At 38.0% G+C, this 24592-nt stretch carries 21 protein-coding genes; 11 read left to right on the plus strand and 10 right to left on the minus strand.

Annotated features, from left to right (window positions below):
• Window positions 1-5 precede the first annotated feature (5 nt).
• From purB to JG479_RS08600, 3 genes are all read left to right on the plus strand, one after another.
• Window positions 6-1376 carry an adenylosuccinate lyase gene (gene purB, locus JG479_RS08590; protein ID WP_002962710.1) on the plus strand — a complete coding sequence of 457 codons (1371 nt, stop codon included), beginning with the start codon at window positions 6-8 and terminating at the stop codon, window positions 1374-1376.
• Window positions 1377-1464: 88 nt separating this feature from the next.
• Window positions 1465-2622 (plus strand): ribosomal protein uL16 3-hydroxylase, encoded by a 1158-nt coding sequence (locus tag JG479_RS08595; protein WP_200218688.1) that lies wholly within the window; start codon window positions 1465-1467, stop codon window positions 2620-2622.
• A gap of 154 nt (window positions 2623-2776) precedes the next feature.
• Entirely contained in the window at window positions 2777-3235 is a 459-nt protein-coding gene (locus JG479_RS08600) for a GNAT family N-acetyltransferase (RefSeq protein WP_039488036.1), read from the plus strand.
• 62 nt (window positions 3236-3297) lie between these two features.
• Here JG479_RS08600 and JG479_RS08605 read toward each other — a convergent pair whose 3' ends face one another.
• The 3 genes from JG479_RS08605 to JG479_RS08615 all read right to left on the minus strand — a co-directional run bounded on the left by JG479_RS08605 (window position 3298) and on the right by JG479_RS08615 (window position 5853).
• The gene (locus JG479_RS08605) at window positions 3298-3744 is read right to left on the minus strand and encodes a DUF4826 family protein (protein WP_002962716.1); all 447 of its coding nucleotides are present in this window, start codon (window positions 3742-3744) and stop codon (window positions 3298-3300) included.
• 117 nt (window positions 3745-3861) lie between these two features.
• Entirely contained in the window at window positions 3862-5265 is a 1404-nt protein-coding gene (locus JG479_RS08610; protein ID WP_200218691.1) for a M28 family peptidase, read from the minus strand.
• A gap of 174 nt (window positions 5266-5439) precedes the next feature.
• A complete protein-coding gene (locus JG479_RS08615) occupies window positions 5440-5853 on the minus strand; it encodes a hypothetical protein (RefSeq protein ID WP_002962719.1) in 414 nt (137 codons plus the stop codon).
• A gap of 149 nt (window positions 5854-6002) precedes the next feature.
• Here JG479_RS08615 and JG479_RS08620 point away from each other — a divergent pair, with 149 nt between their 5' ends.
• Complete coding sequence (locus JG479_RS08620) at window positions 6003-6800, plus strand: hypothetical protein (protein ID WP_200218694.1); 798 nt, start codon at window positions 6003-6005, stop codon at window positions 6798-6800.
• Between the two features lie 6 nt (window positions 6801-6806).
• Here the strand turns inward: JG479_RS08620 and JG479_RS08625 are convergent, their stop codons facing one another.
• Complete coding sequence (locus JG479_RS08625; RefSeq protein WP_200218696.1) at window positions 6807-7211, minus strand: GFA family protein; 405 nt, start codon at window positions 7209-7211, stop codon at window positions 6807-6809.
• A gap of 223 nt (window positions 7212-7434) precedes the next feature.
• Here JG479_RS08625 and JG479_RS08630 point away from each other — a divergent pair, with 223 nt between their 5' ends.
• Both JG479_RS08630 and JG479_RS08635 read left to right on the plus strand, forming a co-directional pair.
• Window positions 7435-8271, plus strand: coding sequence for a hypothetical protein (locus JG479_RS08630; protein WP_200218698.1), 837 nt, complete (start codon window positions 7435-7437; stop codon window positions 8269-8271).
• Between the two features lie 97 nt (window positions 8272-8368).
• Window positions 8369-10216: an ABC transporter ATP-binding protein gene (locus JG479_RS08635; RefSeq protein ID WP_138489146.1), complete on the plus strand. Its 1848-nt coding sequence runs from the start codon at window positions 8369-8371 to the stop codon at window positions 10214-10216.
• A 127-nt stretch (window positions 10217-10343) separates the two neighbouring features.
• Here the strand turns inward: JG479_RS08635 and JG479_RS08640 are convergent, their stop codons facing one another.
• From JG479_RS08640 to JG479_RS08650, 3 genes are all read right to left on the minus strand, one after another.
• Entirely contained in the window at window positions 10344-10763 is a 420-nt protein-coding gene (locus JG479_RS08640) for an MAPEG family protein (protein ID WP_002963227.1), read from the minus strand.
• Window positions 10764-10951: 188 nt separating this feature from the next.
• Window positions 10952-13339: a tetratricopeptide repeat-containing diguanylate cyclase gene (locus JG479_RS08645; protein WP_200218705.1), complete on the minus strand. Its 2388-nt coding sequence runs from the start codon at window positions 13337-13339 to the stop codon at window positions 10952-10954.
• A 177-nt stretch (window positions 13340-13516) separates the two neighbouring features.
• A complete protein-coding gene (locus JG479_RS08650) occupies window positions 13517-14620 on the minus strand; it encodes an endonuclease/exonuclease/phosphatase family protein (protein WP_200220328.1) in 1104 nt (367 codons plus the stop codon).
• A gap of 506 nt (window positions 14621-15126) precedes the next feature.
• Here JG479_RS08650 and JG479_RS08655 point away from each other — a divergent pair.
• From JG479_RS08655 to JG479_RS08670, 4 genes are all read left to right on the plus strand, one after another.
• Entirely contained in the window at window positions 15127-17418 is a 2292-nt protein-coding gene (locus JG479_RS08655; protein WP_200218708.1) for a peptidase U32 family protein, read from the plus strand.
• Window positions 17419-17428: 10 nt separating this feature from the next.
• Window positions 17429-18088, plus strand: a complete 660-nt coding sequence (locus JG479_RS08660; protein ID WP_200218710.1) for a glutathione S-transferase — start codon at window positions 17429-17431, stop codon at window positions 18086-18088.
• Window positions 18089-18225: 137 nt separating this feature from the next.
• Complete coding sequence (locus JG479_RS08665) at window positions 18226-19488, plus strand: valine--pyruvate transaminase (protein ID WP_200218712.1); 1263 nt, start codon at window positions 18226-18228, stop codon at window positions 19486-19488.
• A 293-nt stretch (window positions 19489-19781) separates the two neighbouring features.
• Entirely contained in the window at window positions 19782-20981 is a 1200-nt protein-coding gene (locus JG479_RS08670) for an Nramp family divalent metal transporter (protein WP_149602550.1), read from the plus strand.
• Between the two features lie 103 nt (window positions 20982-21084).
• Here JG479_RS08670 and JG479_RS08675 read toward each other — a convergent pair whose 3' ends face one another.
• The gene (locus tag JG479_RS08675) at window positions 21085-21537 is read right to left on the minus strand and encodes a hypothetical protein (protein WP_200218714.1); all 453 of its coding nucleotides are present in this window, start codon (window positions 21535-21537) and stop codon (window positions 21085-21087) included.
• Between JG479_RS08675 and JG479_RS08680 the strand changes: the two genes are divergently transcribed.
• A complete protein-coding gene (locus JG479_RS08680) occupies window positions 21522-22712 on the plus strand; it encodes a PQQ-dependent sugar dehydrogenase (protein WP_200218717.1) in 1191 nt (396 codons plus the stop codon). The two genes, JG479_RS08675 and JG479_RS08680, sit on opposite strands and share 16 nt — an antisense overlap.
• A gap of 882 nt (window positions 22713-23594) precedes the next feature.
• Here JG479_RS08680 and JG479_RS08685 read toward each other — a convergent pair.
• Together JG479_RS08685 and JG479_RS08690 are read right to left on the minus strand one after the other, a co-directional pair.
• Window positions 23595-23849: a hypothetical protein gene (locus JG479_RS08685; RefSeq protein ID WP_200218719.1), complete on the minus strand. Its 255-nt coding sequence runs from the start codon at window positions 23847-23849 to the stop codon at window positions 23595-23597.
• 158 nt (window positions 23850-24007) lie between these two features.
• Complete coding sequence (locus JG479_RS08690) at window positions 24008-24352, minus strand: DoxX family protein (RefSeq protein WP_200218722.1); 345 nt, start codon at window positions 24350-24352, stop codon at window positions 24008-24010.
• Between the last annotated feature and the right edge of the window lie 240 nt (window positions 24353-24592).

Genomic DNA, 24592 nt, shown 5'->3' on the forward strand with positions numbered 1-24592 from the left:
TTATTATGGAGCTTTCAGCGTTAACGGCTATCTCTCCAGTGGATGGTCGCTACGGCAGCAAAACCACTGAACTACGCAGTATTTTCAGCGAATTTGGCTTAATTAAATACCGCGTAATTGTTGAAGTGCGTTGGTTGCAAGCGTTAGCTGCAGCAAGCGATATAAAAGAAGTACCTGCATTTAGCGAGCAAGCAAATGCACTACTTAACGCTATTGTAGATAACTTCAGCGAAGCTGATGCACAGCGCGTTAAAGATATTGAACGCACGACAAACCACGATGTTAAAGCGGTTGAATACTTATTAAAAGAAAAAGTAGCCGATAACAGTGAGCTTCATGCAATCAATGAATTTATTCACTTTGCTTGTACTTCAGAAGATATTAACAACCTATCTCATGGTTTAATGCTTAGCGAAGCACGTAACAAGGTTTTGCTTCCTTATTGCGATGAGCTTTTAAGCGCAATTAAAGAAAAAGCGATTGAGTACAAAGCCATTCCAATGATGACTCGTACGCACGGGCAACCAGCTACACCATCAACGATGGGTAAAGAGTTTGCTAACGTATACATGCGTTTGAAGCGTCAACGAGACCAAATTGCTCAAGTAGAAATGCTAGGTAAAGTTAACGGTGCTGTTGGTAACTACAACGCTCACCTTAGTGCATACCCAGATTACGACTGGCATACTCACGCAGATAAATTTGTATCAAGCTTAGGTTTAACACTAAATCCATTTACGACACAAATTGAACCGCATGACTATATTGCAGAGTTGTTTGACGCAATTGCACGTTTTAACACTATATTGCTCGATTTTGACCGTGACATGTGGGGCTACATTGCCCTTAATCACTTTAAGCAAAAAACAATTGCTGGCGAAATTGGCTCATCAACAATGCCGCATAAAGTTAACCCAATTGATTTTGAAAACTCAGAAGGTAACTTAGGCTTAGCAAACGCTATTTTTGCTCATCTAGCACAAAAATTACCAGTTTCTCGCTGGCAGCGTGACCTTACCGATTCAACGGTATTACGTAACTTAGGTGTAGGTATGGGTTATGCGATTATTGCATACCAATCAACACTTAAAGGTGTAAGCAAGCTTGAAGTAAACGAGCAACGTTTAGCTGACGAGCTTGATCAAAACTGGGAATTGCTAGCCGAGCCGATTCAAACAGTTATGCGTAAATATGGCATTGAAAAGCCATACGAAAAACTCAAAGATTTAACACGCGGTAAACGTGTAAATCAAGAAATAATGGCTGACTTTATCGATGGTCTTGACCTTCCAGAGCACGCTAAAGTAGAAATGAAAAAACTAACACCTGCTAATTACATTGGTCGTGCTGTTGAGTTTATTGATGATTTAGTTTAAAAACTAAATTGCTCTTTTAAAAAGCGAAAGGATCATCCTTTCGCTTTTTTTGTTTTAACCCCATTGCACTAACTAGTAGGCATAATGTATGTATCAATTAAAAATAAATAATTTGTCTGAGCAAGAGTTTTTAAGCCATTTTTGGCAAAAAAAACCGCTTTTAATCAAACAAGGTTTTGCTGATTTTCAAGACCCGCTTGATGCTAATGAACTTGCCGGTCTCGCAATGGAAGAAAGCATAGAGTCACGTATTATCACCAATCATAAAAATGACTGGCAAACGCACCAAGGTCCATTTGAAGACTTTGAGCAGTTAACAGACGATCATTCTACATTGCTCGTGCAAGCAGTTGATCACTGGCATAGCGAAGCTGCACAACTACTAGAGCCATTTAGGTTTATTCCAAACTGGCGCATAGATGATTTAATGATCAGCTATTCAACGCCTAATGGTGGTGTTGGCCCACATTTAGACCAATATGACGTATTTATTATTCAAGGCGAAGGTAAACGTCATTGGCGCGTAGGCCTGCCCGATCCAACACTTAAGCAGTTTGCTCAAAACAAAAAATTACTGCAAGTAGAAGCATTTGAAGCCGTAATCGATTGCATATTAGAGCCAGGCGATATTTTGTATATTCCACCAGGGTGCCCTCACGAAGGTTACGCTGTAGAAAACGCACTAAATTATTCAGTTGGTTTTAGAGCGCCAAATCAACAAGATTTATTGTCGAGCTTTGCCGATCATATTATTGATACCGAAAGCGGCCAAAAACGTTATACCGATCACAACATCACATTAAGAAAATCAAAGGGTGAACTTACAAACCTTGAAGTTGATAAAGTTAAAACACTGATGGCAGCACTTTTAGAAAATGACGATTTATTTAAACAATGGTTAGGCTCAACGCTTAGTCAGCCCAAACATGAAATGGATTTAGCGCCAGTAGAGCCTCCATTTACGTCAGAGCAAATAAGCGATGATTTAAGTAATGAAGAAGCTGTGTTTGAGCGTTTAGGTGGCACACGCGCTATTTATCAGCAACTCGATACAGAAGTTTTACTAAGTGTAAATGGCGAAAATTACGCTATGCCGTTAACCGACTTAGCGGCGGTAAAACTACTTACCGATCATACTGAGTTTGAAAGTTCAGCATTAAATTTAACAAAGCCAAGTTTAGTTTTTACTCAAACTTTTACTACACTTGTTAATGAGGGGATCTGGTTTAATATAGACCACGAGTAATAATACCAATTATATTAATAATGATGAGCATTTTACAGCGTAAAATATTATGTATACAGGCCAGTTAAAATTTTTAATTTTCATCTGATATTGGCTTAAATAATTTTGCTGTGATTGCTTACTCATTCTAATTTGGTATCAATAGGAGTTTGCAATGGGCTATCTGGTTGATAAGGTTGAATGGGATATAAAAAAAGATATGCTACAAAAAATTCGAGAGCGAGTTTTTGTTTACGAGTTACATATCCCCAAGCATATCGAATTTGATAGCCTAGATAAAATCGCATTACATGTACTTGTTACAGACGATGCAAACTGCCCAATAGCAACAGGTAGATTATGTACAGATGGCTTAATCGGCAGAATAGCTGTATTACCTGAGCACCGTAATCGCAAAGTATATAAATCGCTTCTCAACTTTATTGTTGAATTAGCGTCAAACCAAGGTATTAAAGAAGTAAGCATTAATTGTATTTTAAATGAGGTAGAACGTTTTAAGCGCAATGGCTTTATTCAGCAAGGGAATGTATTTATGGAGGCGGGAATTCCTAGGCAACGTATGCAATGCCCCGTTTCGGCGTTTAATACTACTCCCTTTACACTTGTCCATTAGATAAAGAAAAGGGCAATAAATAAGCTATCACCCTCTACTTTTTTACTTAACCCAAACTGTCGTTATTTTGTCTCATTTGCCCACAACGGTTCATTATCATACATTTCGTACAAGCCATGTGCTCTATTTATAAGTAAGTTAGCAAAGTCTACTTGTGTTTTATCACGCGCGCCTGTACTCATAATCTGATCCGCTTTTAATTGCCACTGCAAAGAAAAATACCGCATTGCATCACGCGCATCTGTAGCTGCACTTACTTCAGCATGATCTGTAGGTAAGCGCCCTGTTACTACCCAATATGTTTTACCGTTCTGTGCTTTAAATTTCCACATTGCACAAAGTGGTGCTAAAAATCGGCTGTCTTTATCAACTACTGATTTTGGCATAATACCCTTTTCGGCTAAATGCTTTTGCGCTGTTTGAAAACATTCGCGTTGCCACTGCATTCTTTGCTCATCAGTTATAACTTGTTCTTTTGCTGTTAACGGCTTTTTTTCTTGTTGCTGCATTTTTATTAACCTTTTACTTCTTTTTTAACACTCTAAGGGCTTAGTAAACAAGGTGCAAGTATAAAACGGTCATTTGCACCTTAAAGCGCTCTGTTTGCTGTGTTTTTAGCCAAACTATTATTTTATATTGTGATCAAACGAACCCACATCACCCGGAAATACTACTGGCGACTCAACACCGTCTTTACTAACAGAGGCTACACCAAAGTAATAATTATCAATCACTACGTTTTTAAGTGTGTACTGTGAAACCTTACCAACGTATTTACTAAACTGCCATTGCGGCTCGCTCGTGTAACGCCAATAAATTTTATAGCCAGCAATATTTTCATCACTGCTTTGTTGCCATGAAAACGACGTATCAGCTGTAACAGCTCCCTTTATTTTAACTTCTTTTGGCGGTGCGGGCGCCCACGCCATAGATGCCATAGTTACCGCATTAAGTGAAGTTAACTTAGCCGTATAATCAAAATCAACGCCTTCAATAGTATCGCCATACTCAACGCCATTTTCAGTGCGTAAATCTTGATGCTGACGATCGTAGTGCTCGTTAGTTTCCATAATACGCACTGCTGCAAAACCTGCATCATTAAATGGACGATGATGCCCACCACGGCCAAATCTATCTAATCGATATACAAGCATTGTATCTAGGTTAGGAATGTATCTGTCAGCAATAGTATCTATGTAGCGAGCTAAATTTCGACTCGCCGAATCAACTTCACCACCCGTAAAGCGCCGAGTATTGGCTTGCTCTTTTGTTTCTACAACACGGGTACCTTCTGAAAATATACGCGCAGTTGTATTATCAGTTACCCCATTAATACCGGTAATATTGCCAATCATATCGTTGTTTAAAACGCCATGAACTTGCCAGTCATGCTTTTGCGCATAAGCCGTTAATATTTTTCCGCCAAACAAACCCTGCTCTTCGCCCGAAAGCGCCGCGTAAACTACCGAACCATTAAATTTGTATTTACTTAAAACACGAGCAGCTTCAATTACTCCCGCCACACCTGATGCGTTATCATTTGCCCCAGGTGAATCACTCGTAAAGTCCATAACATCACTTACACGAGAATCTATATCACCCGACATAATCACCATGCGATTAGGCTCGCTTGACCCTCGTTGAATAGCCACAATGTTAACCACTTCAACAGGATTAGGAATGCGTTTTTCGCCCGATATGATGTCCTTTACTTCAATGATTTCCAAACAACCGCCACACTGCGCGGATATTTTTTCAAATTCATTTTTTATCCAGCGCCTAGCCGCACCAATGCCTCGAGTATCCGATTTAGTTTCTGAAAGCGTATGGCGAGTACCAAAATCCACCAGCGTTTGAATGTCACTACCAATACGTTCAGCTGATACTTGAGCTGCTATATCATGTAATTTTTGCTGTTCTGTGTATTGAAGTTGTGTTTTCCCATGTGCTGATAATGCAAGTGTGCAGGCGCCTGCAATTGCAGTAAATTTAAGTAACGTTGTTGTGATTTTCAAAGGTGTTTTAAGCATCTATTAGCTCCTAATTATTATAGTGTAACCATTACTTAACTAAGATTTTATGGCAATACATTTGAGGTAGATGTAGAAAGGATCACGCTAAAGCGCATTTACAAGAGGTTATTAGGATAGTAAAAAGCCCACTACCTTTTATAGGTACTGGGCCAAAATTTATTATGCATATTTTTAATGAGTGGTTTTAATATCAAATTCTTTCAAAAAGGCCTCATGTCCTCCTAAGCTTGCAAGCACACCAGCAGAAAACATAAATATTAATACAAATGCTAAACAGCTCAAAAACTCCGAACTATTTTCAGGCTTAATATAGTAGTTAAGTAAAAAACCACTCAACACACCTATAAAAGCTATTTTGCTAAATAAAAAGTAACTCGGGATCTCAAATGCCCAAACAGAGGTATTGTTTACAAACTGCCTATATCCATACGTCATAAAAGCCAACATACCAACAATACTAATTGCAAAAGTAGACACTGTGGTTAACACGCTCATATTTTTATAAATAAGCACATACCCTAATCGTAAAGAATAGATAAATACCGCAAACCACGCTAAAACAGCAGGCCCTAGAATCAACCCCATTTCCAATCCTTGAATAACGTCTAAGTAATTAATTGCTAATACAATATTATATTTAGAGGTTAAATTACAAACCTTGTTACACAATAATCTATAAAAAAATGCGATTTTCGTGGCACACTGTAATTGTGTATACATTAATAGTTTAAGTTATGCGTCAGCTAAAAGAAAATACAATTAAAAGTAACCTTATTGAGTCGCAGCAAAGTGCATACGGCCCCGTATGCGTGTATCAAAACAAAGAATACCGTTGGTTAACGCTTGCACAAAAAACCAATAAAGATATAACAATTCAAGGCGTTATGAACCTTACGCACCCAGAGCAAGTAATAGTACCTGTAAACCAGTGTATGATGTTATTTTTACTTAAACCGGTAGATACACTAAATATATTAAATTTAGGTTTAGGCACTGCAGGGTTTGAGCGAATTATGTATCACTTACAAAGTAATACGCATTACATAAACACCATCAATACATTTAACACGGTAGAAATAAACCCAAGCATTGCCTTAATTGCAGCCCAGCACTTTAAGTTACCTATTAAGCACAGCAGCTATTTACAATGCGCCGAGCAATATATTACCCAATGCTCTGATCACTTTAACGTAATCACTATCGATATTTTTAGTGGTGAATATCATCAGCCTTTTTTAACTAGCGATAGCTTTTGGCAAAATATAAATCGCTGCAGTGAGCAAAATACGCAAGTAATCATTAATTTAAACCCACAAACAGGCCAAGAGCTGCAAATGCTTTTAGTACTTTTAAGGCAACATTTTAAGTGCTTAGCGATAATAGAGTTTAACGAATACAAAAATATAGTGATCATACTAAGCCAGCAAACATTAATGCATATAAACGTTGATGAAATACAAAACTCACCGGTGTTTATAAACTTTGCGCCAGACCTTTATAAAAGTATTAACAGCATTTATCATATTGAATAAAACGCTTTACCGACCAGGTTCATGTTTTTCATAGCACAGTAAGCTTGTTTCGAGCTGCTCCCAGTTAGCTTTAGACGTAACAAAATTATGCGATAATACCTGCTCAGTAATATCGGTATCGAATATTCCTAACCGAATTCGTATTCTGCTTTTGTCATCATTATTGCTACTGTAAACAGGCGAGCCACAACATCTACAAAAATAACGTGTGCGCCCTGCTTTAAAACTATATTCACTGAGTCGTTCTTGACCTTTAGTTATTGTAAAGTCATCTGTATTTACAAAGCCATTGGTTGCAAATGCAGTCCCGCTGTTTTTTCTGCACAGTGAACAATGACAATGAATAATGCTGGTTATACTGCCCGACACTTCAACGTTTACTTCACCACACAAACACGAACCCGTATACATATAACGTCCTAACTATTAAATTATTTTTATACTCAGTTAAAATTTGCTGAGTTGATTTTATAAATACAATAACAACATTATATTTCTCAGCTCTATTAAACCATAACTTTTATTTTAGTGATTGACATAAAAAAATTAAATTGGTTACATAGCCTTTACTTTAAGGTTATAGCCAAAATTAAAATTGGTTAACCAAACATCAATAATATTGCGAGAGCCAATTATGCATTCCAAACATATTCTAATTCTTTGCTTATTCAGCACGCTCTCAGCGTGTTCAAACATTCACAAAAATACATCGAGCGATTGGCTACTTATTGATGACTTTGAAAATTCACTTAGCAAGTGGCAAAGTGTCGATACCCAAAATGAAACTAAGCCACAGGTTAAAAATCCACAAATCACGGTTATACAATCAGAACAAGCAAACTCATCAACAAATCATTATTTACTCAAAAAGCCTGCGGCTGAGGGCATTGTAGGAAATCGTAAAGCACTTTCTTATACAAAGCTTCCACAAGCGGTTGAAGTTGGTCAAACCTACACATTTTATATACGTATAAACGTCGCTGCGTTTCCTAATAACCATGCTTTTGGATTGAGTAACCTTACTCCAGCGCTAATAAATAAACATGCTTACGATGCCTTTGAGCCAACACTTCGCGTAACCGATAAAACAGAATCAAACGGGTTTGTAAACGATGGCGCTTTAATGGTTAAAACCGACAGCGGATATAGCAACATTCAAAACTACACTACAAAACAGTCAGCTAAACCTCTGCAAACAAATACTTGGTACGACGTATGGTACGTTGTTAATAACGCAGCAGCCTCAGAGCAAGGTCAGCAATATGATGTTTACGTAAAAGGTGGTGAGTTTAACAGTCAAACGCTGGTATATAAAAATGCACAATTTAGAATGAAGCGCGAACAACCTCTTATATACTTTTTAGCAAATTGTAATACAGGCCCAATTAAAAAACCTTACGGAAATGGTGGTCTCAGATATGACGATTTATACATGAGCGAAGGAATAAACCTAAGTAACCCAACGCAATAAATAAGAATAACACTCATAATTAATGCCCCACAAACCTGCATTTAAAAATACTTAAATGGTATGATACTCACCATTATTTGCCATTTAAGTTTTTAAAATGTATCGATTATTTGAAAAAATGACAAAAGCATTTCCTGAGGACCAACCCACTCAGCCGCCTTCGACTTTATTTGCTTTTTGTCGTCACTACACCAAAGGAATGGAATTGTCGTTGGTGCTAATGTCAATCAGCGCCGCCATGCTCGCTATTTTAGAGGTTTCTTTATTTAGCTACATGGGCCAACTTGTTGATTGGTTAACGGCCTACACACCCGAAACCTTGTTTGTAGAGCAAAAATCAGAACTTATCAAAATGGCTGTCATGCTCTTACTGGTATTGCCCGTAGTCGTATTTTTTCATTCTGCTATTTTGCACCAAGCATTACTGGGCAATTACCCTATGTCGATTCGCTGGTTAGCGCATCGTTATTTACTGCGCCAAAGTGTTAGCTTTTATCAAAATGAATTTGCAGGAAGAATAGCCACTAAAGTACTGCAAACTTCTTTAGCCGTTCGCGAAACAGTGACCAAACTACTCGATGTATTAATGTATATCGTGGTTTATTTTGGCTCAATGGTATTTTTAGTTGCCGAAGCTGATTGGCGCTTAATGATCCCTTTATTAGTTTGGTTGGTTTTATACATTTGCGTGCAACTTTACTTTGTACCGCGCCTTAAAAAAATTGCCAGCTCACAAGCCGATGCGCGCTCAGAAATGACCGGCCGTATTGTTGATAGTTACACTAACATTTCAACTATTAAATTGTTTTCGTATACCCAGCGTGAAGAGCAATACGCAAAACAAAGCATGGATGTATTTTTACAGCCTGTGTACAAGCAAATGCGCTTAGTAACCAGCTTAAACTTTGTTATTCAAAGCTTAAATTACCTATTAGTATTTTCGGTTGCCGCTGTATCACTTTATTTATGGTCACTTAGTGCAATTAGCGCCGGCGCCATTGCAGTTGCTGTTAGTTTAGCGCTTAGATTAAACGGTATGGCGCAGTGGATCATGTGGGAAATAAGCAGCTTATTTGAAAACATTGGCACCGTAGCCGATGGTATGAAAACACTGTCAAACCCTATCGAAGTTGCCGATAAACCAAACGCTAATACGCTTAACGTAAGCCAAGGTGCCATTGAGTTTAACAACGTACACTTTAATTACGGAAAAGCTGCAAACGAGACTAATCGCAGCCCTGTAATGAACGGTTTAAACTTAAATATTAAACCTGGCGAGAAAATTGGTTTAGTTGGTCGCTCTGGCGCGGGTAAATCAACACTTGTTAACTTATTACTGCGTTTTTATGATACCGACTCTGGAACAATAAAAATTGATGGGCAAAACATCACAGACGTAAGCCAAGAAAGCCTACGCAGATATATAGCCATGGTAACGCAAGATACCTCCTTGCTTCATCGCTCAGTAAAAGACAATATTTTGTACGGTCGCCCCGATGCAACCCACGATGAGATGATTAACGCCACCAAACAAGCTAAGGCGCTTGAGTTTATAAACGACTTGGTCGACAGCAAAGGTAATAAAGGCTTTGATGCACAAGTGGGCGAACGCGGTGTTACGCTTTCAGGCGGTCAACGCCAACGTATTGCTATTGCACGTGTACTACTTAAAAATGCACCCATACTTATACTCGACGAAGCCACCAGCGCACTCGACTCAGAAGTAGAAGCCGCAATTCAGGCAAGTCTTGATGATTTAATGACAGGTAAAACAGTTATTGCCATAGCGCACAGGCTCTCAACCATTGCACAAATGGATAGATTAATTGTACTTGATGACGGCGGCGTAGTTGAGCAAGGCACTCATGAACAATTAATTGCTAAGGGTGGAATATACGCAGCACTATGGACACACCAAACAGGCGGGTTTATAGGCGTCGATTAACCATTAATATTACCTTACGGTAGAGGTGGTTTTATTCTGCTTCTACTTTAAACAAAAAAGCGAAGATGCCTTAAAGGCTCTTCGCTTTTTTTATCGTTATAAATAAATTTTATAACTTTTTTATAAATTAAGAGATTAGCCTTAACCCTATCATTATCAGCATAACCACATTAGCAAGTACGCCGATTAAAAAAAAGTAACTACGTGGGCTTGGGTTTTTCTCCGTTGCTATAGCGTAGTACAGCGCCATGTGAATTAAACGCGCAATTAAATACACCCAAATACACATTGCAAAAATCGGGCTTTGATAATTAATTACAAACGCAAATAACACCGTACCTATAAATAATGCACTGTTTTCAAGCGTATTATGAAACGTACGATGTGCTCTAAATATAAAGCTGTCGTGCGATAAATCCTCGTCAATTTTACCTGGTACAGCATTTGGTTCTTTAGCTTTGCTAAACGTAGCCACAGCCCACTGTACAAGCAACATAATTAAATAGAGGTAAAATGCCAAATAGGCAGAAAGTGCAACTTCAGTCATTATTAAATCCCTTGTTTTGTTTTTAACTTAGTATTGATTGCAATTTTAAAGCCTAAGTTAATACACTGATATTAAAGGGGTTAATTTAATAAGCCTAATTACATATGTAAGTAACACACAGCATTATATAAAATTTACTTGTTATAATTTTAAAAAATAACATCAAAACTAAACTGTATACTGCTGGTTTACTCCGATCTAAAAAGCTTAAACTCTTCAAGCGAAGCATCCCATAACGCAACCTGATTACGCCCCAAGGACTTAGCCTCATAAAGAGCTAAATCTGCCTGTTCAATCAACTCAGAAGGTGTTCTTGCTTTAAATTTAATAGACGTAACCCCAAAGCTACACGTAACAGGAATATCATCAAATGTCGCTTTTTCAACTTTAATACGAATAGCCTCAGCTATACGTATTGCTTGCTCTTGAGTTGTGTTGGGCAAAATAATACAAAATTCTTCGCCACCAAAACGGGCCACGCTATCACTTTTACGTATATTAGCTTGTAAAAGCTCGGCTACGCCACAAAGTACTGTGTCGCCAATGCTATGCCCATAGGTGTCGTTAACGCTTTTAAAATGATCAATATCGACCATTAAAATACAGTACTCTTCAATCTGAGGTAAATCCAAAAAGTCGCGATTCATAACCTCAAATAAAATACGACGGTTATAACAATTGGTTAAAGGGTCTCTTGCTGCCAAATAGTCTAACTCTTCATTACGTTTTTTAGAGGCAATAAAACTTCTATAAACCAGTAATACAATAGCTAAACAAGCGGCTAATAAAAATGCGAGCGCAATACTGGCGTATTTATTCTTTGATAGCTCTAGCTCTGATATAACTCTAGCTTGGGCGGCGATTTCAATTTGATTATTTTTCTTTTCAAGCTCAAGCTGATGGCGTTTTTCTTTTTCTCTTAACGTCTCAAGCTCTATTTCCATTTTGTGCGAATGTAAATGTGCTTTTTCAAGCGCCAATTTATCTTCATTTCTTTCATTTTGAATAATATCGGTTAGGGCTATTTCTTCTTCTGCATAACGAAGTGACTCTTCTATACGACCACGCAATTTTTCTGCTATTCGAATTTCACGATAGGCATATAGCATATGTAATTTATCATCTATTTCGGTTGATAAAGCGAGTGACCTTTTCAGTAAGGAAATCGCCTCATTTGTATCAATACCAATTAAAATGCCCGCAAGCGCAGTAAGCGACTTTATCTCATAAAGTTTACCACCTGTTTCTCTGGCAAACGACAACGACTCTTTGTAATACTCTATAGCCTTGTTGTTATTTCCTTGGGCACGATAAATATTACCAATAATACGTGCTGTTGTAGAAATGTACGATGTAAGGTTTTTGTTTTTATAAGTGATATAAGCTTTTTTAGCATATTGCATTGCTGATGCTAAGTCGCCAGATTCGAGGTTAATAACAGCCATTTCTCTTAAAGCTGAAGCGAGCGTTTTTTCCTCGACCATACCTTTTGGCAAATCGATAGTTATTTGATAGAAAAATTCGGCCTGATCAAACTGCCTTAATCGTGTATATACCAGTCCCATTTGATTTGATGTTTTAGCAATCCCAAGCATGTTATTTACTTTTTTATAATATAAATATGCCTCATTTATATGTTCAAGTGATTTTTCATAAAGATTAATATGACGATAAATAATACCCGCCCCTAGTAATGCTTTAGCAAAGCCAACAGGATCGTCAATGTCTTTATGTATTTCTAATGCGCGAGTGGAGTAATCAAGGGCTAAAACTAAGTTATCTAAATAACGGTGTGCTTCTGCTAGTGTATTTAAAGTACGCGCCATTAGCTTTAAATCACCTAAACTTGTGTATATTTCTAAAGCTTTTGTATAAAAGTGAGCCGTTTGCTCTCTATTTTTGAGGCGTTTGTACGACTGAGCTAATTTTTTATACGTTTCACCTAACTGTCTTTGTATTAATTCGTCTTCGTCAACAAGGTATTTTAAAGCAGATGTATATTGCGCGTTCGCGTTATCGTACTTTTTTTGCCCATAAAACGAATCTCCCTTAATAAGTAGCACTTGCGCTATAAAAAAGTCATCGCCATACACAAGGGTTGTTGGTAATAAAGTTTCAATACGGGTAGTAAGTTCGTCATAACGTTTTTCTTCTAATAATATATTTATATAATCAATAGACGCCTTTATTTGGTTTCGTGAATCATTTAATTTGCTGTAGTAAACAGAGGATTGTAAAAAGTGCTCGAGCGATTCATTAATATTATTATTTTTTTTATTCGCCCTACCTAGCAAGTTATGTAGCTTTGCGCTGAGTAACGTGTCATCAGCACTTTGCGCTTGTGACAACAACGACTTACTTAGTTCAATACTTGTTATAACGTCAGTATCTATAAGTAATTCAGCTCTTTTAAGCAGCCCTGCATTAGATTCATTAGTTAAACTGTATGAGGTGGTTTCTTGTGCGTAAGCGCTGTTTAAGCTAACAAACAAAGCAAAAAGCAAAGCTTTCACTAAAAATGTAAAATTATAAATTCGCTTTACAATGAAACTATGTATTTGCGAAGGTAAATCCATATTTCGCTTATGATTCAAGTAGGTATAAAATTCCATATTTACCATTTTAGTAATTTATTATTAATACAATTCAAAAGGCTGGTGATAAAATATACAAACCGGCGCAATACATCAAGTATTGCTGCTATATGAATACTTTTAATTTATAATTTTAGCATAATTATGCATAGAGCAAGCCTAACTTCTTAGTTTTAGTGTAACTAACACAATACCATGATCGGTACTTAAATCATCACGCTCAAATTCGGGGTTTATTAAATGACGATCATAAGTATTATACTCAATCACCTCAAAAAAACTGCCAAGGTAGCTGGCATCAAACTCACAAGATAATAAAATATAATCAAGCACGGAGCTGCTCGCGCCATAATAATGTGTTGGTGCTCTTAAAGGCATAAGCTTAGTTGCATTAACATTTTTTACTTCGTTTTCATCAGCTAAATCAAAAATGCTATTGCTTTTACTATCGCTTATTTCATCGCTAGTCATTGCCTCACCATTAAATAGTTCATCTTCGCTTAGCTGCGACTTAACAAACAAATCCCATGAATCATTTAAACAATATTTAGCGAGGTAGGTTTTAGCATCAAATGCAGGCGCAAAGCGTAGCGTACTCGTCAGTAAATGGCTTAATACGCCATCCGCAAGTTCATTATTAAAGTCCCCCATTAATAACATGGGTTGTTGCGTAGCTTCGCGACGAGCAATCATTTGTATCATGAGTAATGTAGCTTCACTGCCACGCTGAATAGTTGAGCCCCACCCACCCGCTACATTCGCTTTTAAAATTTCAATTATGTTTTGCTCGGGTGTAAGCTCTTTATTATGTTCATCAACATTAATCATAGGGCGCTTAGATTTAAAATGCACCACGTAACAATCGGTATTACCTATATGCGGCAGCGTTATAGTTGCTATTAGTACTTTACGACTAAAAGTAAACTCACTATTAAGGCCAAGCGCATTTGCAAGCTCACTATCGTGCTCAACCGCTGCTACTTCAACTATGGGGTATTTAGAGGCGATTGCCACTACAGGGCGTTTATAAATAAAGTCATCAATCACCTCTGGCGTATCAACTACAGCAAAGTAATCATAACCTTGCTCGCCTACTAGCTCTTTTAACGAGTCAATACTAAACACTTCCTGAAAACCAATCACATCAGGGGCATGTTCTGTTAAGTAATCAACAATCCAACGCTGCTTTTTAGCCCACTGCTGCGCGGTATAAATTTTCTCAAACTCATAGTATGCATTGGGCGGCTCAAGATAGTTAAACAGGTTAAATGTGGCTATTTTTAGTTGGGTGTTAATAATTCCAGATTCATCACTGTTTAAATCTGTATCTAAATGTTTAAGATCTTGATTGCTGATGGGGTTCGCCTAAGTAAAGTTGAAAGTGTTGCCTGCTTATAAACTATCATTTTATTACATGTTTACGTAATAAATCAGCCAGCTTAATTGTAATTTTATGCACTCTTTTATTCTATACCAATCCGCAATAATACTTAATCATTTTACGGGGCTAAACGTGTCGCTACCAGTGTTAAAAAATTCTCATTTACGACTGCATGGATGCAGAAGGTAGAGCAATGCAGGAGCAATTGCCGAGAACAACTAAATAGCAAATTTTTTGCCTAGCTATCAACACGTTTTTCCAGCCTCAAAATAGATCACTTAATTAAGCGAATTGGTATTAGTCTTTATTATATCCCTCAATAAATAGCATTAACGTGCTTAACCATATAAAATTCGCGGCAATTAAATATGAGCAAAGCGACATTGTAATGAGTAGAAAGATTGAACTATTAGCCCCAGGCGGTGATGTTAACGCGGTAAAAGCCGCCATTGTAGCCGGTGCTAATGCGGTTTATTGTGGATTAGATACCTTTAATGCACGTAACCGAGCGTCTAATCTTTCGTTTGATGAGCTTAACGGCGCACTTCGCCTAGCCCATGAATACGGCTGTGAGATTTTTTTAACGCTAAATGTAGTTATATTAGAGCACGAAATGGGTGCGCTATTTAAGCTATTAAATCAGCTAGTAAATACCACGCTCGATGGCATTATTGTTCAAGATTTAGGGTTGTTCAATATAGTTAAAAAGCACTTTCCTACTTTGCATATTCACGCATCAACTCAGTTAACTACGCATAACGAATCACAGATTGAGTTTTTAGCGCGCATTGGCGCTACACGTGTAAATTTATCCCGCGAGCTTAACTTAACTGAAATTAAAATACTGACCGATGTAGCGCACAAATGCGATGTATTGACCGAGGTGTTTGTACATGGTGCATTGTGTATTGCGTTTTCGGGGCAATGTTATTCAAGCTCAGTAAGTGTGGGTAACTCAGGTAACCGTGGTCGTTGCTCACAAGCATGTCGTGATGAATACGAGCCAACGGCTATGGGTAACAAACATCCGTTAAACTTAAAAGACAATTCAGCCTATTTTGATTTACCGGAGTTGGTAGCCGCGGGTGTCGACTCGTTAAAAGTAGAAGGTCGTATTAAAGGCGCTAACTACGTACATACGGTTATTGATAGCTGGCGTAAACAGATAGACACCTTTGTGCAAACCGGTAACCTAATTGAAGACGATTCAAGCTTGTATAAAGTGTTTAACCGTAACTTTACTAATAAGTTTTTAACCGGCGACATGACCAAAAACATGTTTACCGATAACCCACGCGACCATAGCTTTGATCACGCTAACGAAAAGAATAACGCAATTTCGGTTGTGCAAATTTACGATGCACAACAAGAGCTCGCCGCAGAAAAAAATGACATTGATACGTTAGTTAAAAAGAAGATTGAGTTTTTAGATATTTCAAAGCGAGAACTACGCTTTGAGTTTACAGGCCAATTAAACCAGCTATTTACAGTCACACTGACAATAAACGATAAACACGACAACACCCTAGCAGAGCAAAGCGCCCTTCAACCTCTACGCTTTGAAGTTCAATCGCAAATGCCTATGCAAACCGCCGATAAATCAGTTGTTGATATTGCTGCCATTGATAAGCGCTTTAAAACCTTTAGTAATGCCAATTTTGAAATTAAAAATATGGATTACTCAAACTTAGGCAACAACTTAAGCATTCCGTTTAAAGAGCTTGCCCGTATTAAAAAGCAAGTCGCGTTTTTATTAAACGAAGGCAAAGACGTCCTCGCCCCTGTTGAACTGCCAAAACTAATAAACCACCCTAAAGCCGATAACAAAACAACACTCTCTATTTTAATATCGGACATAAAAGACGTTCATCTATGTGATTTAACAGGTGGCGATGTCTACTTTAAATTACCAGAGAGCTTTAGAACCGATAACGATAAATACATTAATGTATTTTTAGAGCACCCACAGTTAATTCCGTGGTTTCCGGCGGTGTTAATTGGTAAAGATTTTGAAGAAGCGGTACGTTTGCTCGAGGTTGTAAAACCTAAGCTTATTATTAGTAACAACACAGGCGTTGCATTTAAAGCAGTACAAATGGGTATTGACTGGATTGCAGGCCCGTTGTTAAACACCACAAACTCTTATGCGTTACTAACACTACAAGAAGATTTAAACGCAAAAGGCGCGTTTATTTCAAACGAAATAAACAAACCACAAATGCGTAATATTAAACGTCCTAACAACTTTAAAATGATGTACAGCATTTATCATCCAATACTAATGATGACTAGCCGACAATGTTTTTTCCAGCAAACAGTAGGATGTAAAAAACCACGTATTGACGCAAGCTGTATGCTGAGCTGTAAAAAAGAAACTACCGTTACCAATGTTAAAGGTATTAGCTTTGCTATTGATAAGCAAAAAGGCGGCTACCCAAGTATTTATAACCATGAGCAATTTTTAAACATGGATATTGTGAGTGACTTTGCCGACAAATTTGACGAGTTTATGATTGATTTAACCGACATTGGTTCAGGCGATAAAGAAAAGCTAGACAAAGCCGTGTTACTTGCGCATTTTCAAGATTTAATTAACGGGGAAACACAAGCGGTTGAACACTTAAATAGCTTGGTTAAAGTACAAACCCGTCAGCAGTATGTTGAAGGCCTAAACAGCTAAGGTAACTAACATGACATTGCCATTATTATATTCATTACAACACTGCCCATACGCAATGCGTGCACGAATGGGTATTTTAATGGCAGAGCAACAAGTACTTCTACGCGCTATAAAAACTAAAAATAAACCGCCGCATCTATTGCAAATATCGCCTAAGGGCACTGTGCCTGTTTTATTACTGCCTAATAACCAAGTTATAGATGAAAGCCTCGATATTATGCTGTGGGCTTTAAAGCAAAACGATCCGCATAATTTACTGCATACTCAAGACCCATTAGCACTTGAGCGCATGCTTGAGTTAATTAAGCTAAACGATACGCAATTTAAACCTGTGCTCGAAAAGTACAAATTTTATGCGCGTACAAAAGACATGGCACAAATTTATTACCAAAAAGCCTGCGAAGAGTTTATTAAGCAATTTGAAGCAAAACTAACCACGCACAAATACTTAATGGGCGATGAAAAAAGTCTAGCCGATTATGCCCTGCTGCCATTTATTAGACAGTTTGCCCGTGTAGATAAACACTGGTACATACAAAGTGAATACACGCATGTACGCGCATGGTTAAACGAGTTTTTACACGCCCCCATGTTCACCAAAGTCATGGCCAAATTTGATTTGTATATGGACTGCGGCGAAGAGTTTTTATACGGCGTTAAAAAGTCTTAAATTAGCCTTTGTTTTATAAGGAATTACATTACTTTAACTAGCTGTAAATCTCAGCATTGAATTATTCTCATCATCGGATTTAAGCCCTATATTTACGCTATACTGCCCTCCCCCAATATTAACAAACGCTATGCATTATGAACTACTCAAACTTTGGCACTAAATTTACACAACCCAACGGCATTACCCAATTAATGGAAGACTTAGGCGGGGCTAAAAACAGTAACAATCCTAATATTGTTATGCTGGGTGGCGGTAATCCCGCATTAGTACCACAAGTAAATGAGGTTTTTTTAAGTGAATTACAAAAACTCGTTGCCAGTAACAAGGTATCGCAAGTATTTGGGCTCTACGATGGCCCAACCGGTAACGACGAGTTTAGAGCCGCATTAGCTGGCCAGCTAAGTAAAGAGTACGCATGGGATATTAGTGCCGATAATGTAGCACTTGGCAATGGCAGCCAAGCTAACTTTTTTGTGTTGTTTAATATGTTGGCAGGCGAAATGCCTGATGGCAGCCACAAAAAGATTTTATTCCCCCTCGCGCCAGAGTATATAGGTTATGCCGATCAAGGTTTATCGGCTGATATGTTTGTTGCCATAAAGCCTGATATCGAAATTTTAAATACAGGCAGCACATCAAAACAGTTTAAATACGTCATTGATTTTAAAGCAGTTGAAAAAACACTAGCAAACGACAGCAGTATAAGCGCGCTGTGCGTCTCACGCCCTACTAACCCAACAGGTAATGTAATTACTGATGATGAAGTAAAACACCTTGATTTGCTCGCTAAGCAATATGGCATTCCACTCATTATTGATAACGCATATGGCGATCCGTTCCCAGGTTGTATTTACACCGATGCAAACCTAACGTGGAACTCAAATATTATTTTATGTATGTCACTTTCAAAACTTGGCCTACCGGGTTTACGCAGCGGCATTGTGGTTGCAAACAATGAGATTATTAAAGCAATTGGCCGCGTAAACGGCAGCATGGTTTTATCGCCAAATAGTATTGGCCCAAGCTTAGTGACACGCTTAATTAACGACAACGAACTACTGCCACTGAGTCGTAATGTTGTACTGCCTTTTTATCGTAATAAAGCACAAATCGCGATTGAGTTGTTTGATGAAGTATTTGCCGAACTGCCTGTTTATTTGCACAAAGTTGAAGGTGCATTTTTTATGTGGCTGTGGTTTAAAGATGCAAAAATAACAAGCGAGGTATTGTATCAACAACTTAAAGAGCAAGACGTGTATGTGATCCCAGGTCATAACTTTTTTATCGGCATTGACGATGATTGGGCGCACAAGCACGAGTGTATTCGTATTAACTATGCTACCGATGCAGATACCCTAAAAAAAGGCTTAGAAGCGATTAAAAGCCTAATAAAGTAAATATACTGATGCCGATATAAATATCGGCATCATTCATTTAACTCGCTTATATATTCGTTTAAAATTCATGCAAACGCACTGTATCCCCTTTAAATTTATATACAAGTTGGTATCCTACGCGCCCTTTTTTAGCATATGCTTATAAAAAAGAACTCGTCAAGGAGCGAATACTGCTGCAAGGCACTTACTGTAAGTGACAGCTTTAACACAATCGGCATCGCGTATAATTATTGATTTTAAACGTTAGATGTAACTTTAAATAGCAACATGCAATAGCACTATTAAGGTCAATTATGCGATTAGGACCAGGACTACTTGTCACCGCTGCCTTCATTGGACCAGGGACCATTACTACCGCCAGCGTGGCAGGTGCAAACTTTGGTTTTGCACTTATATGGACATTACTGTTTTCAGTAGTTGCCACTATATTATTACAATCTATGGCGGCGCGCCTTGGCGTTGCTACCGGGCAAGATTTAGCTCAAGCGCTCAGAGCACATATTCAAACGCCCTTATTCAAATCTTTAGCTATATTTTTAGTCATCAGCGCCATTGGTGTGGGCAGTGCAGCTTATGAAGCTGGTAATTTAAGTGGCGCTAGCATGGGATTAATTGAAATATTCCCTCAAGTTAGTCCTCAACTATGGACACCACTTATTGCTTTTTTTAGTGCAGCTTTACTGTATAGCGGCAAACATAAAGTGGTTGAAAACGCGCTAATTTTACTCGTTATTTTAATGAGCTTAGTGTTTATCTCAACACTTGTAATGGCAGCGCCTTCACTGGGTGATGTATTTGCAGGTTTTATTCCTAGTATGCCTGAAGGTTCTATTACGACAATATTGGCATTAGTAGGCACTACCATTGTGCCATACAACTTATTTTTGCACTCCGGCGTACTCGCTGCTAGACACGACAGTAACAGCGACATGCAAAAAGTGATTAAACAAACAAATGTTGATACAGGCCTATCAATCACTTTAGGCGGTGTGATCACTTTAGCTATTTTATCTACAGCTTCAGTTGCATTTTATGGCACCGATGCGGGGCAAATTAGTGCGGCTAACATGGCCGTGCAGCTAGAGCCATTGCTTGGCGACGCCGCTCATTACTTTTTTGCTATTGGCTTATTTGCTGCAGGTTTAACAAGCGCGATTACAGCGCCACTTGCCGGTGCTTATGCCGTGTGTGGCATGTTAGGTTGGTCTAACGATATGAGCAACACGCGCTTTAAAGGCGTCGCTATTGTTATTTTATTGTTTGGTGCTGCTGTGGCGTCACTCGGTTTAGACCCTGTCGCGGTAATTATATTCGCGCAAGCGGCTAACGGGTTATTACTCCCTATTGTTAGCACCTACCTTGTATGGCTGGTTAATCAAAAAGGGGTTATGGGAAACTACACAAATTCTTTGGTGTTAAACCTGGTGACCCTGCCCGTTTTAATCCTAATTTTTGGGTTAAGTAGCTACAAACTAATTAGTTTAATTTTTTAATTTAACTCTAAAGGCCATATTTAAAGCCCGCTGTTTACAATAAACAGCGGGCTTTATTTATTAATCACCAAATAACGTATAAGTCGTACTTATATTCACACATCTAATACGCTTTTTGGTTTTTAGTTGCTTTAAATAATTGTGAAAATGTAAAACCACCTACCGCGCCTGCAAGCAGTTGAGCATAAAAACCCCAGCCTCTTGCGCCCGCTATAATATGAATATTCATAATTGATTCAATGGCAATTAGCACAATGGCAAATGCCACAATGCCAGCAATAACAAATAACTGAGTACTGTATTTTTTAACCTTTTTATTAAGCTTTGCGGTAACAAAAAAAGCGATGGCAAGTGCTAGGGCAATAATAGCGCCGTAGGTAGGTAATAGGCCTAACCAATCATCAAACGTTAAACTAGCACGATCACTTAAGTCCACCACTACACCTACATTAACTAATTGATTGACAACGTATTGGCTATGAAACAAGCTAGCTAGTGTGAATGTAAATAACCAAGAAACTAAAAATGAAGGCAATATACGTGTTAAAAACGACATGGTTATCTCAACTTAAAATAAAGCTTTTTTCTTATACTAGCCATGCTAGCAAAGGCTTGCCCCGTAAACAATGTATCTCTTTTTTTACTCTGCTTTCGCTTTGTGCGTTTTCTGTTAATGCAATCGCTGCGCTCCCAAAGGAGCAATACAGTACAAAAACACTGGCTACGCAATTACAGTCTCCGTGGAGTATGGTTGAACTACCAAACGGCACATGGTTAATTACAGAGCGTGATGGTCATGTAGTTATAGTTAAAAACAACGCGCAATCAAGAGTAAAATTAAACCTTGAGGGCTTATACGTTGCGGGCCAAGGTGGTTTACTCGACATAGTATTATCACCAGATTATAACGACTCCAAAGAAGTTATTTTTACCTATGCCCAAGGTGGTGCAAGCGCAAACAGGCTTGTTGTTGCCAAAGCCACGTTTAATGGCACTGACTTTTCAAAACCTAACATTATTTATAAAGTAGCGACTGATAAAAACACACCGCAACATTACGCAGGACGCGCCCTTGTCCTACCCGACAATACGTTATTAGTTTCAACGGGCGATGGGTTTGACTTTAGAGAGCAAGCACAAGTTATCACCAGCCAACTTGGTAAAATATTACGTATAAACCTAGATGGCACCATTCCAATAGACAACCCATTTATTAATCACAAAAACCCAAATGCGCATGCTGTTTACTCACTCGGTCATCGTAACCCTCAAGGCTTAGTTTATGATTACGATACTCAGCAAATTATTAGCAACGAACACGGCCCTGCAGGCGGTGACGAGCTAAACTACTTAACCGCTGGGACTAATTACGGCTGGCCGGTAATCACCTATGGCAAAGATTACTCGCAAGCGCGTATTTCACCATTTACCGAATATAAAGGCATGCAAAAACCAAGTGTTAATTGGACGCCATCAATAGCGCCATCAGGCATGGCGTATTACGGCTCTAAACATACCGCCTTCCCTTCACTACAACAACATGTGCTTATCACTACTCTTGTTGATAAAAAGCTCTACAGCGTTAATCTGGCAAGTGGTCAATTTACGCAGTCTCACGTATTTCCAGAAGCCGCAGGCAGGTTAAGAGATGTGTTTATAACTGATAAGGGTAACGTCGCGGTATTAATGGATGGAAAAAATGCAGAGCTGATGTTGGTAAAACCAAAGTAGTTTACAAATAGGGTTAGAGGCGCTTCGGTTTTAGAGAGTCATAACAGTTTAAATAAAGCGGCTTTTAGTAAGCACGCCATCCGACAAAAACTATGAGTTGACAGGGACAATCAAACTTACCACATCCTTTAATACTTGATATTTGAGGTCAATATTTGCCCTTTGTTTCTTTCCTATATATTGGTGATACCGAATTAATTTGCATGAAGTAACAAATAATAAAGCTAATCGTAAAAAGAAAGACCTGACTCTATTCAATTCTAAATGAAGGTTTTAAATCCCATAATCAACGTCAGATAGAATAAATGACTGACTATAACCTGTCCTATTGTTACGGAATAATAATTATCTTGGATGCATTCAATCCCAAATCTGTCAATGAATTTCCCTGTATATAATGTCCCGATTAAGCAAAATAGAAAGAAAAATGACATAACTAAAAAGATTAAAAAAGCACCTCCTGTCGATGAGATCGAATTACTCTCAGAGAACAAACTCAAAATGCTAGCAAAGAACAACCCTATTAGATTAATCCCAATAACTCTTCTCTGGGAGCAGTCATATTTACCTTTTGCTGAACACGTTGCGCGTTTTAATCTCGTCATTTTCCACCCAAATTTGTATACTTATTAGCATAACATTTCTTAATTAGTAGCCAAAATTACTCTACTACTACAAAAGGAAAGCCGGTTCGATACAGCCGAGTCATTTACCATTATTTAATAAACAGCTGTCGTTATCCGATTGGGCAGTCTATTTTTGCTTTCATTTTATCTACATAGTTCAGATTTTCGCATGATTCATGCATTTATAATAATGCACTCTTCATACTGTTTTTGTTGGCTTTTCTCGTAATGATTAGGATGGGTGTCATTCTAATTTCTACAATGGAACATCATGTAATGCTGTTTCTAAATCTATATTGGCTTTCAGTTTTTCACAAAAATTATGCCAAGAAGCTTGTTCGTTATCGTGTAATTCCACCACATCAACATTCGCCATAAGGTGCTCTGCTAACTTCCACATTCCGGACATTCCAAAAGCAGCCGAAGCTCCGCTACCTAATATAATTACGGGTGTGTTCTTGTAATAATCTTGAGCTTGTTTTGATACTGTATCTAGGATTTCCTCAGACATAACATTCCTTATATTGACTGATAACTATGATGCGGCTTTGTGCGCCTAACGCCCACTTAAGCGGACAAAAATTGTTGGCTAAACTTGTTGAGGCACGAAACATAGCCAACTGTTTTTGTTCCGTTTAAAGTGCTTGTTATGTGTGCCGAATTCATAATTTACGATTCAAGCTTTAGATAATAACTTGAAGTGGCTAACAATAGTAAAAATATAATATTAATTATGGTTATTAAATGAGAATCTTTATGAGCAACATGGGCAATAATCGCGGTAAGAAAGAATAGCGCAACACCAGCATATGCCCACTCTTTCAGTTGATTAGGTATTGAAGGAATAACTAAGACTATCACAGCAATAAGCTTCAGTACTGCGAGCTGAATTCGAAAAAAATCAGGAAACCCAAGTTCACGTACACCAGTAATTGTTGGAGTATGAAATATGTAACTGACAGAACTTAAAGTCAGAATCCCGCATATTGCTATTGTTGATATCCAATAAATCATAAAATAAAACTCCCCTTAGATTACCTATACACATAACAACTTTGTATCCGACATTTGTCGCTTTACAAACCGACAAATGTCCAAATATTACAAAAGGTTCTAATTTAACCAGCTAATAAGGACTTGTAAACAACTAGTTAGCCGATATTTAAGTTTCCTTGATGTAGAAATAACCCAAAATGGTAGAGATCAGTAATATCGGAAAAAAAAGTAATGAGCTATAAAAATAGGTGTAAGCGA

This window comes from Pseudoalteromonas sp. LC2018020214 (genome assembly GCF_016598755.1).
GTDB classification, from domain to species: Bacteria; Pseudomonadota; Gammaproteobacteria; order Enterobacterales; family Alteromonadaceae; genus Pseudoalteromonas; species Pseudoalteromonas distincta.

What these genes read in the sequence shown, in the direction of transcription:
- purB (WP_002962710.1), top strand. Translation starts at nt 6, where the DNA reads ATGGAGCTTTCAGCGTTAACGGCTATCTCTCCAGTGGATGGTCGCTAC.
- JG479_RS08595 (WP_200218688.1), top strand. Translation starts at nt 1,465, where the DNA reads ATGTATCAATTAAAAATAAATAATTTGTCTGAGCAAGAGTTTTTAAGC.
- JG479_RS08600 (WP_039488036.1), top strand. Translation starts at nt 2,777, where the DNA reads ATGGGCTATCTGGTTGATAAGGTTGAATGGGATATAAAAAAAGATATG.
- JG479_RS08605 (WP_002962716.1), bottom strand. Translation starts at nt 3,744, where the DNA reads ATGCAGCAACAAGAAAAAAAGCCGTTAACAGCAAAAGAACAAGTTATA.
- JG479_RS08610 (WP_200218691.1), bottom strand. Translation starts at nt 5,265, where the DNA reads ATGCTTAAAACACCTTTGAAAATCACAACAACGTTACTTAAATTTACT.
- JG479_RS08615 (WP_002962719.1), bottom strand. Translation starts at nt 5,853, where the DNA reads ATGGGGTTGATTCTAGGGCCTGCTGTTTTAGCGTGGTTTGCGGTATTT.
- JG479_RS08620 (WP_200218694.1), top strand. Translation starts at nt 6,003, where the DNA reads ATGCGTCAGCTAAAAGAAAATACAATTAAAAGTAACCTTATTGAGTCG.
- JG479_RS08625 (WP_200218696.1), bottom strand. Translation starts at nt 7,211, where the DNA reads ATGTATACGGGTTCGTGTTTGTGTGGTGAAGTAAACGTTGAAGTGTCG.
- JG479_RS08630 (WP_200218698.1), top strand. Translation starts at nt 7,435, where the DNA reads ATGCATTCCAAACATATTCTAATTCTTTGCTTATTCAGCACGCTCTCA.
- JG479_RS08635 (WP_138489146.1), top strand. Translation starts at nt 8,369, where the DNA reads ATGTATCGATTATTTGAAAAAATGACAAAAGCATTTCCTGAGGACCAA.
- JG479_RS08640 (WP_002963227.1), bottom strand. Translation starts at nt 10,763, where the DNA reads ATGACTGAAGTTGCACTTTCTGCCTATTTGGCATTTTACCTCTATTTA.
- JG479_RS08645 (WP_200218705.1), bottom strand. Translation starts at nt 13,339, where the DNA reads ATGGATTTACCTTCGCAAATACATAGTTTCATTGTAAAGCGAATTTAT.
- JG479_RS08655 (WP_200218708.1), top strand. Translation starts at nt 15,127, where the DNA reads ATGAGTAGAAAGATTGAACTATTAGCCCCAGGCGGTGATGTTAACGCG.
- JG479_RS08660 (WP_200218710.1), top strand. Translation starts at nt 17,429, where the DNA reads ATGACATTGCCATTATTATATTCATTACAACACTGCCCATACGCAATG.
- JG479_RS08665 (WP_200218712.1), top strand. Translation starts at nt 18,226, where the DNA reads ATGAACTACTCAAACTTTGGCACTAAATTTACACAACCCAACGGCATT.
- JG479_RS08670 (WP_149602550.1), top strand. Translation starts at nt 19,782, where the DNA reads ATGCGATTAGGACCAGGACTACTTGTCACCGCTGCCTTCATTGGACCA.
- JG479_RS08675 (WP_200218714.1), bottom strand. Translation starts at nt 21,537, where the DNA reads ATGTCGTTTTTAACACGTATATTGCCTTCATTTTTAGTTTCTTGGTTA.
- JG479_RS08685 (WP_200218719.1), bottom strand. Translation starts at nt 23,849, where the DNA reads ATGTCTGAGGAAATCCTAGATACAGTATCAAAACAAGCTCAAGATTAT.
- JG479_RS08690 (WP_200218722.1), bottom strand. Translation starts at nt 24,352, where the DNA reads ATGATTTATTGGATATCAACAATAGCAATATGCGGGATTCTGACTTTA.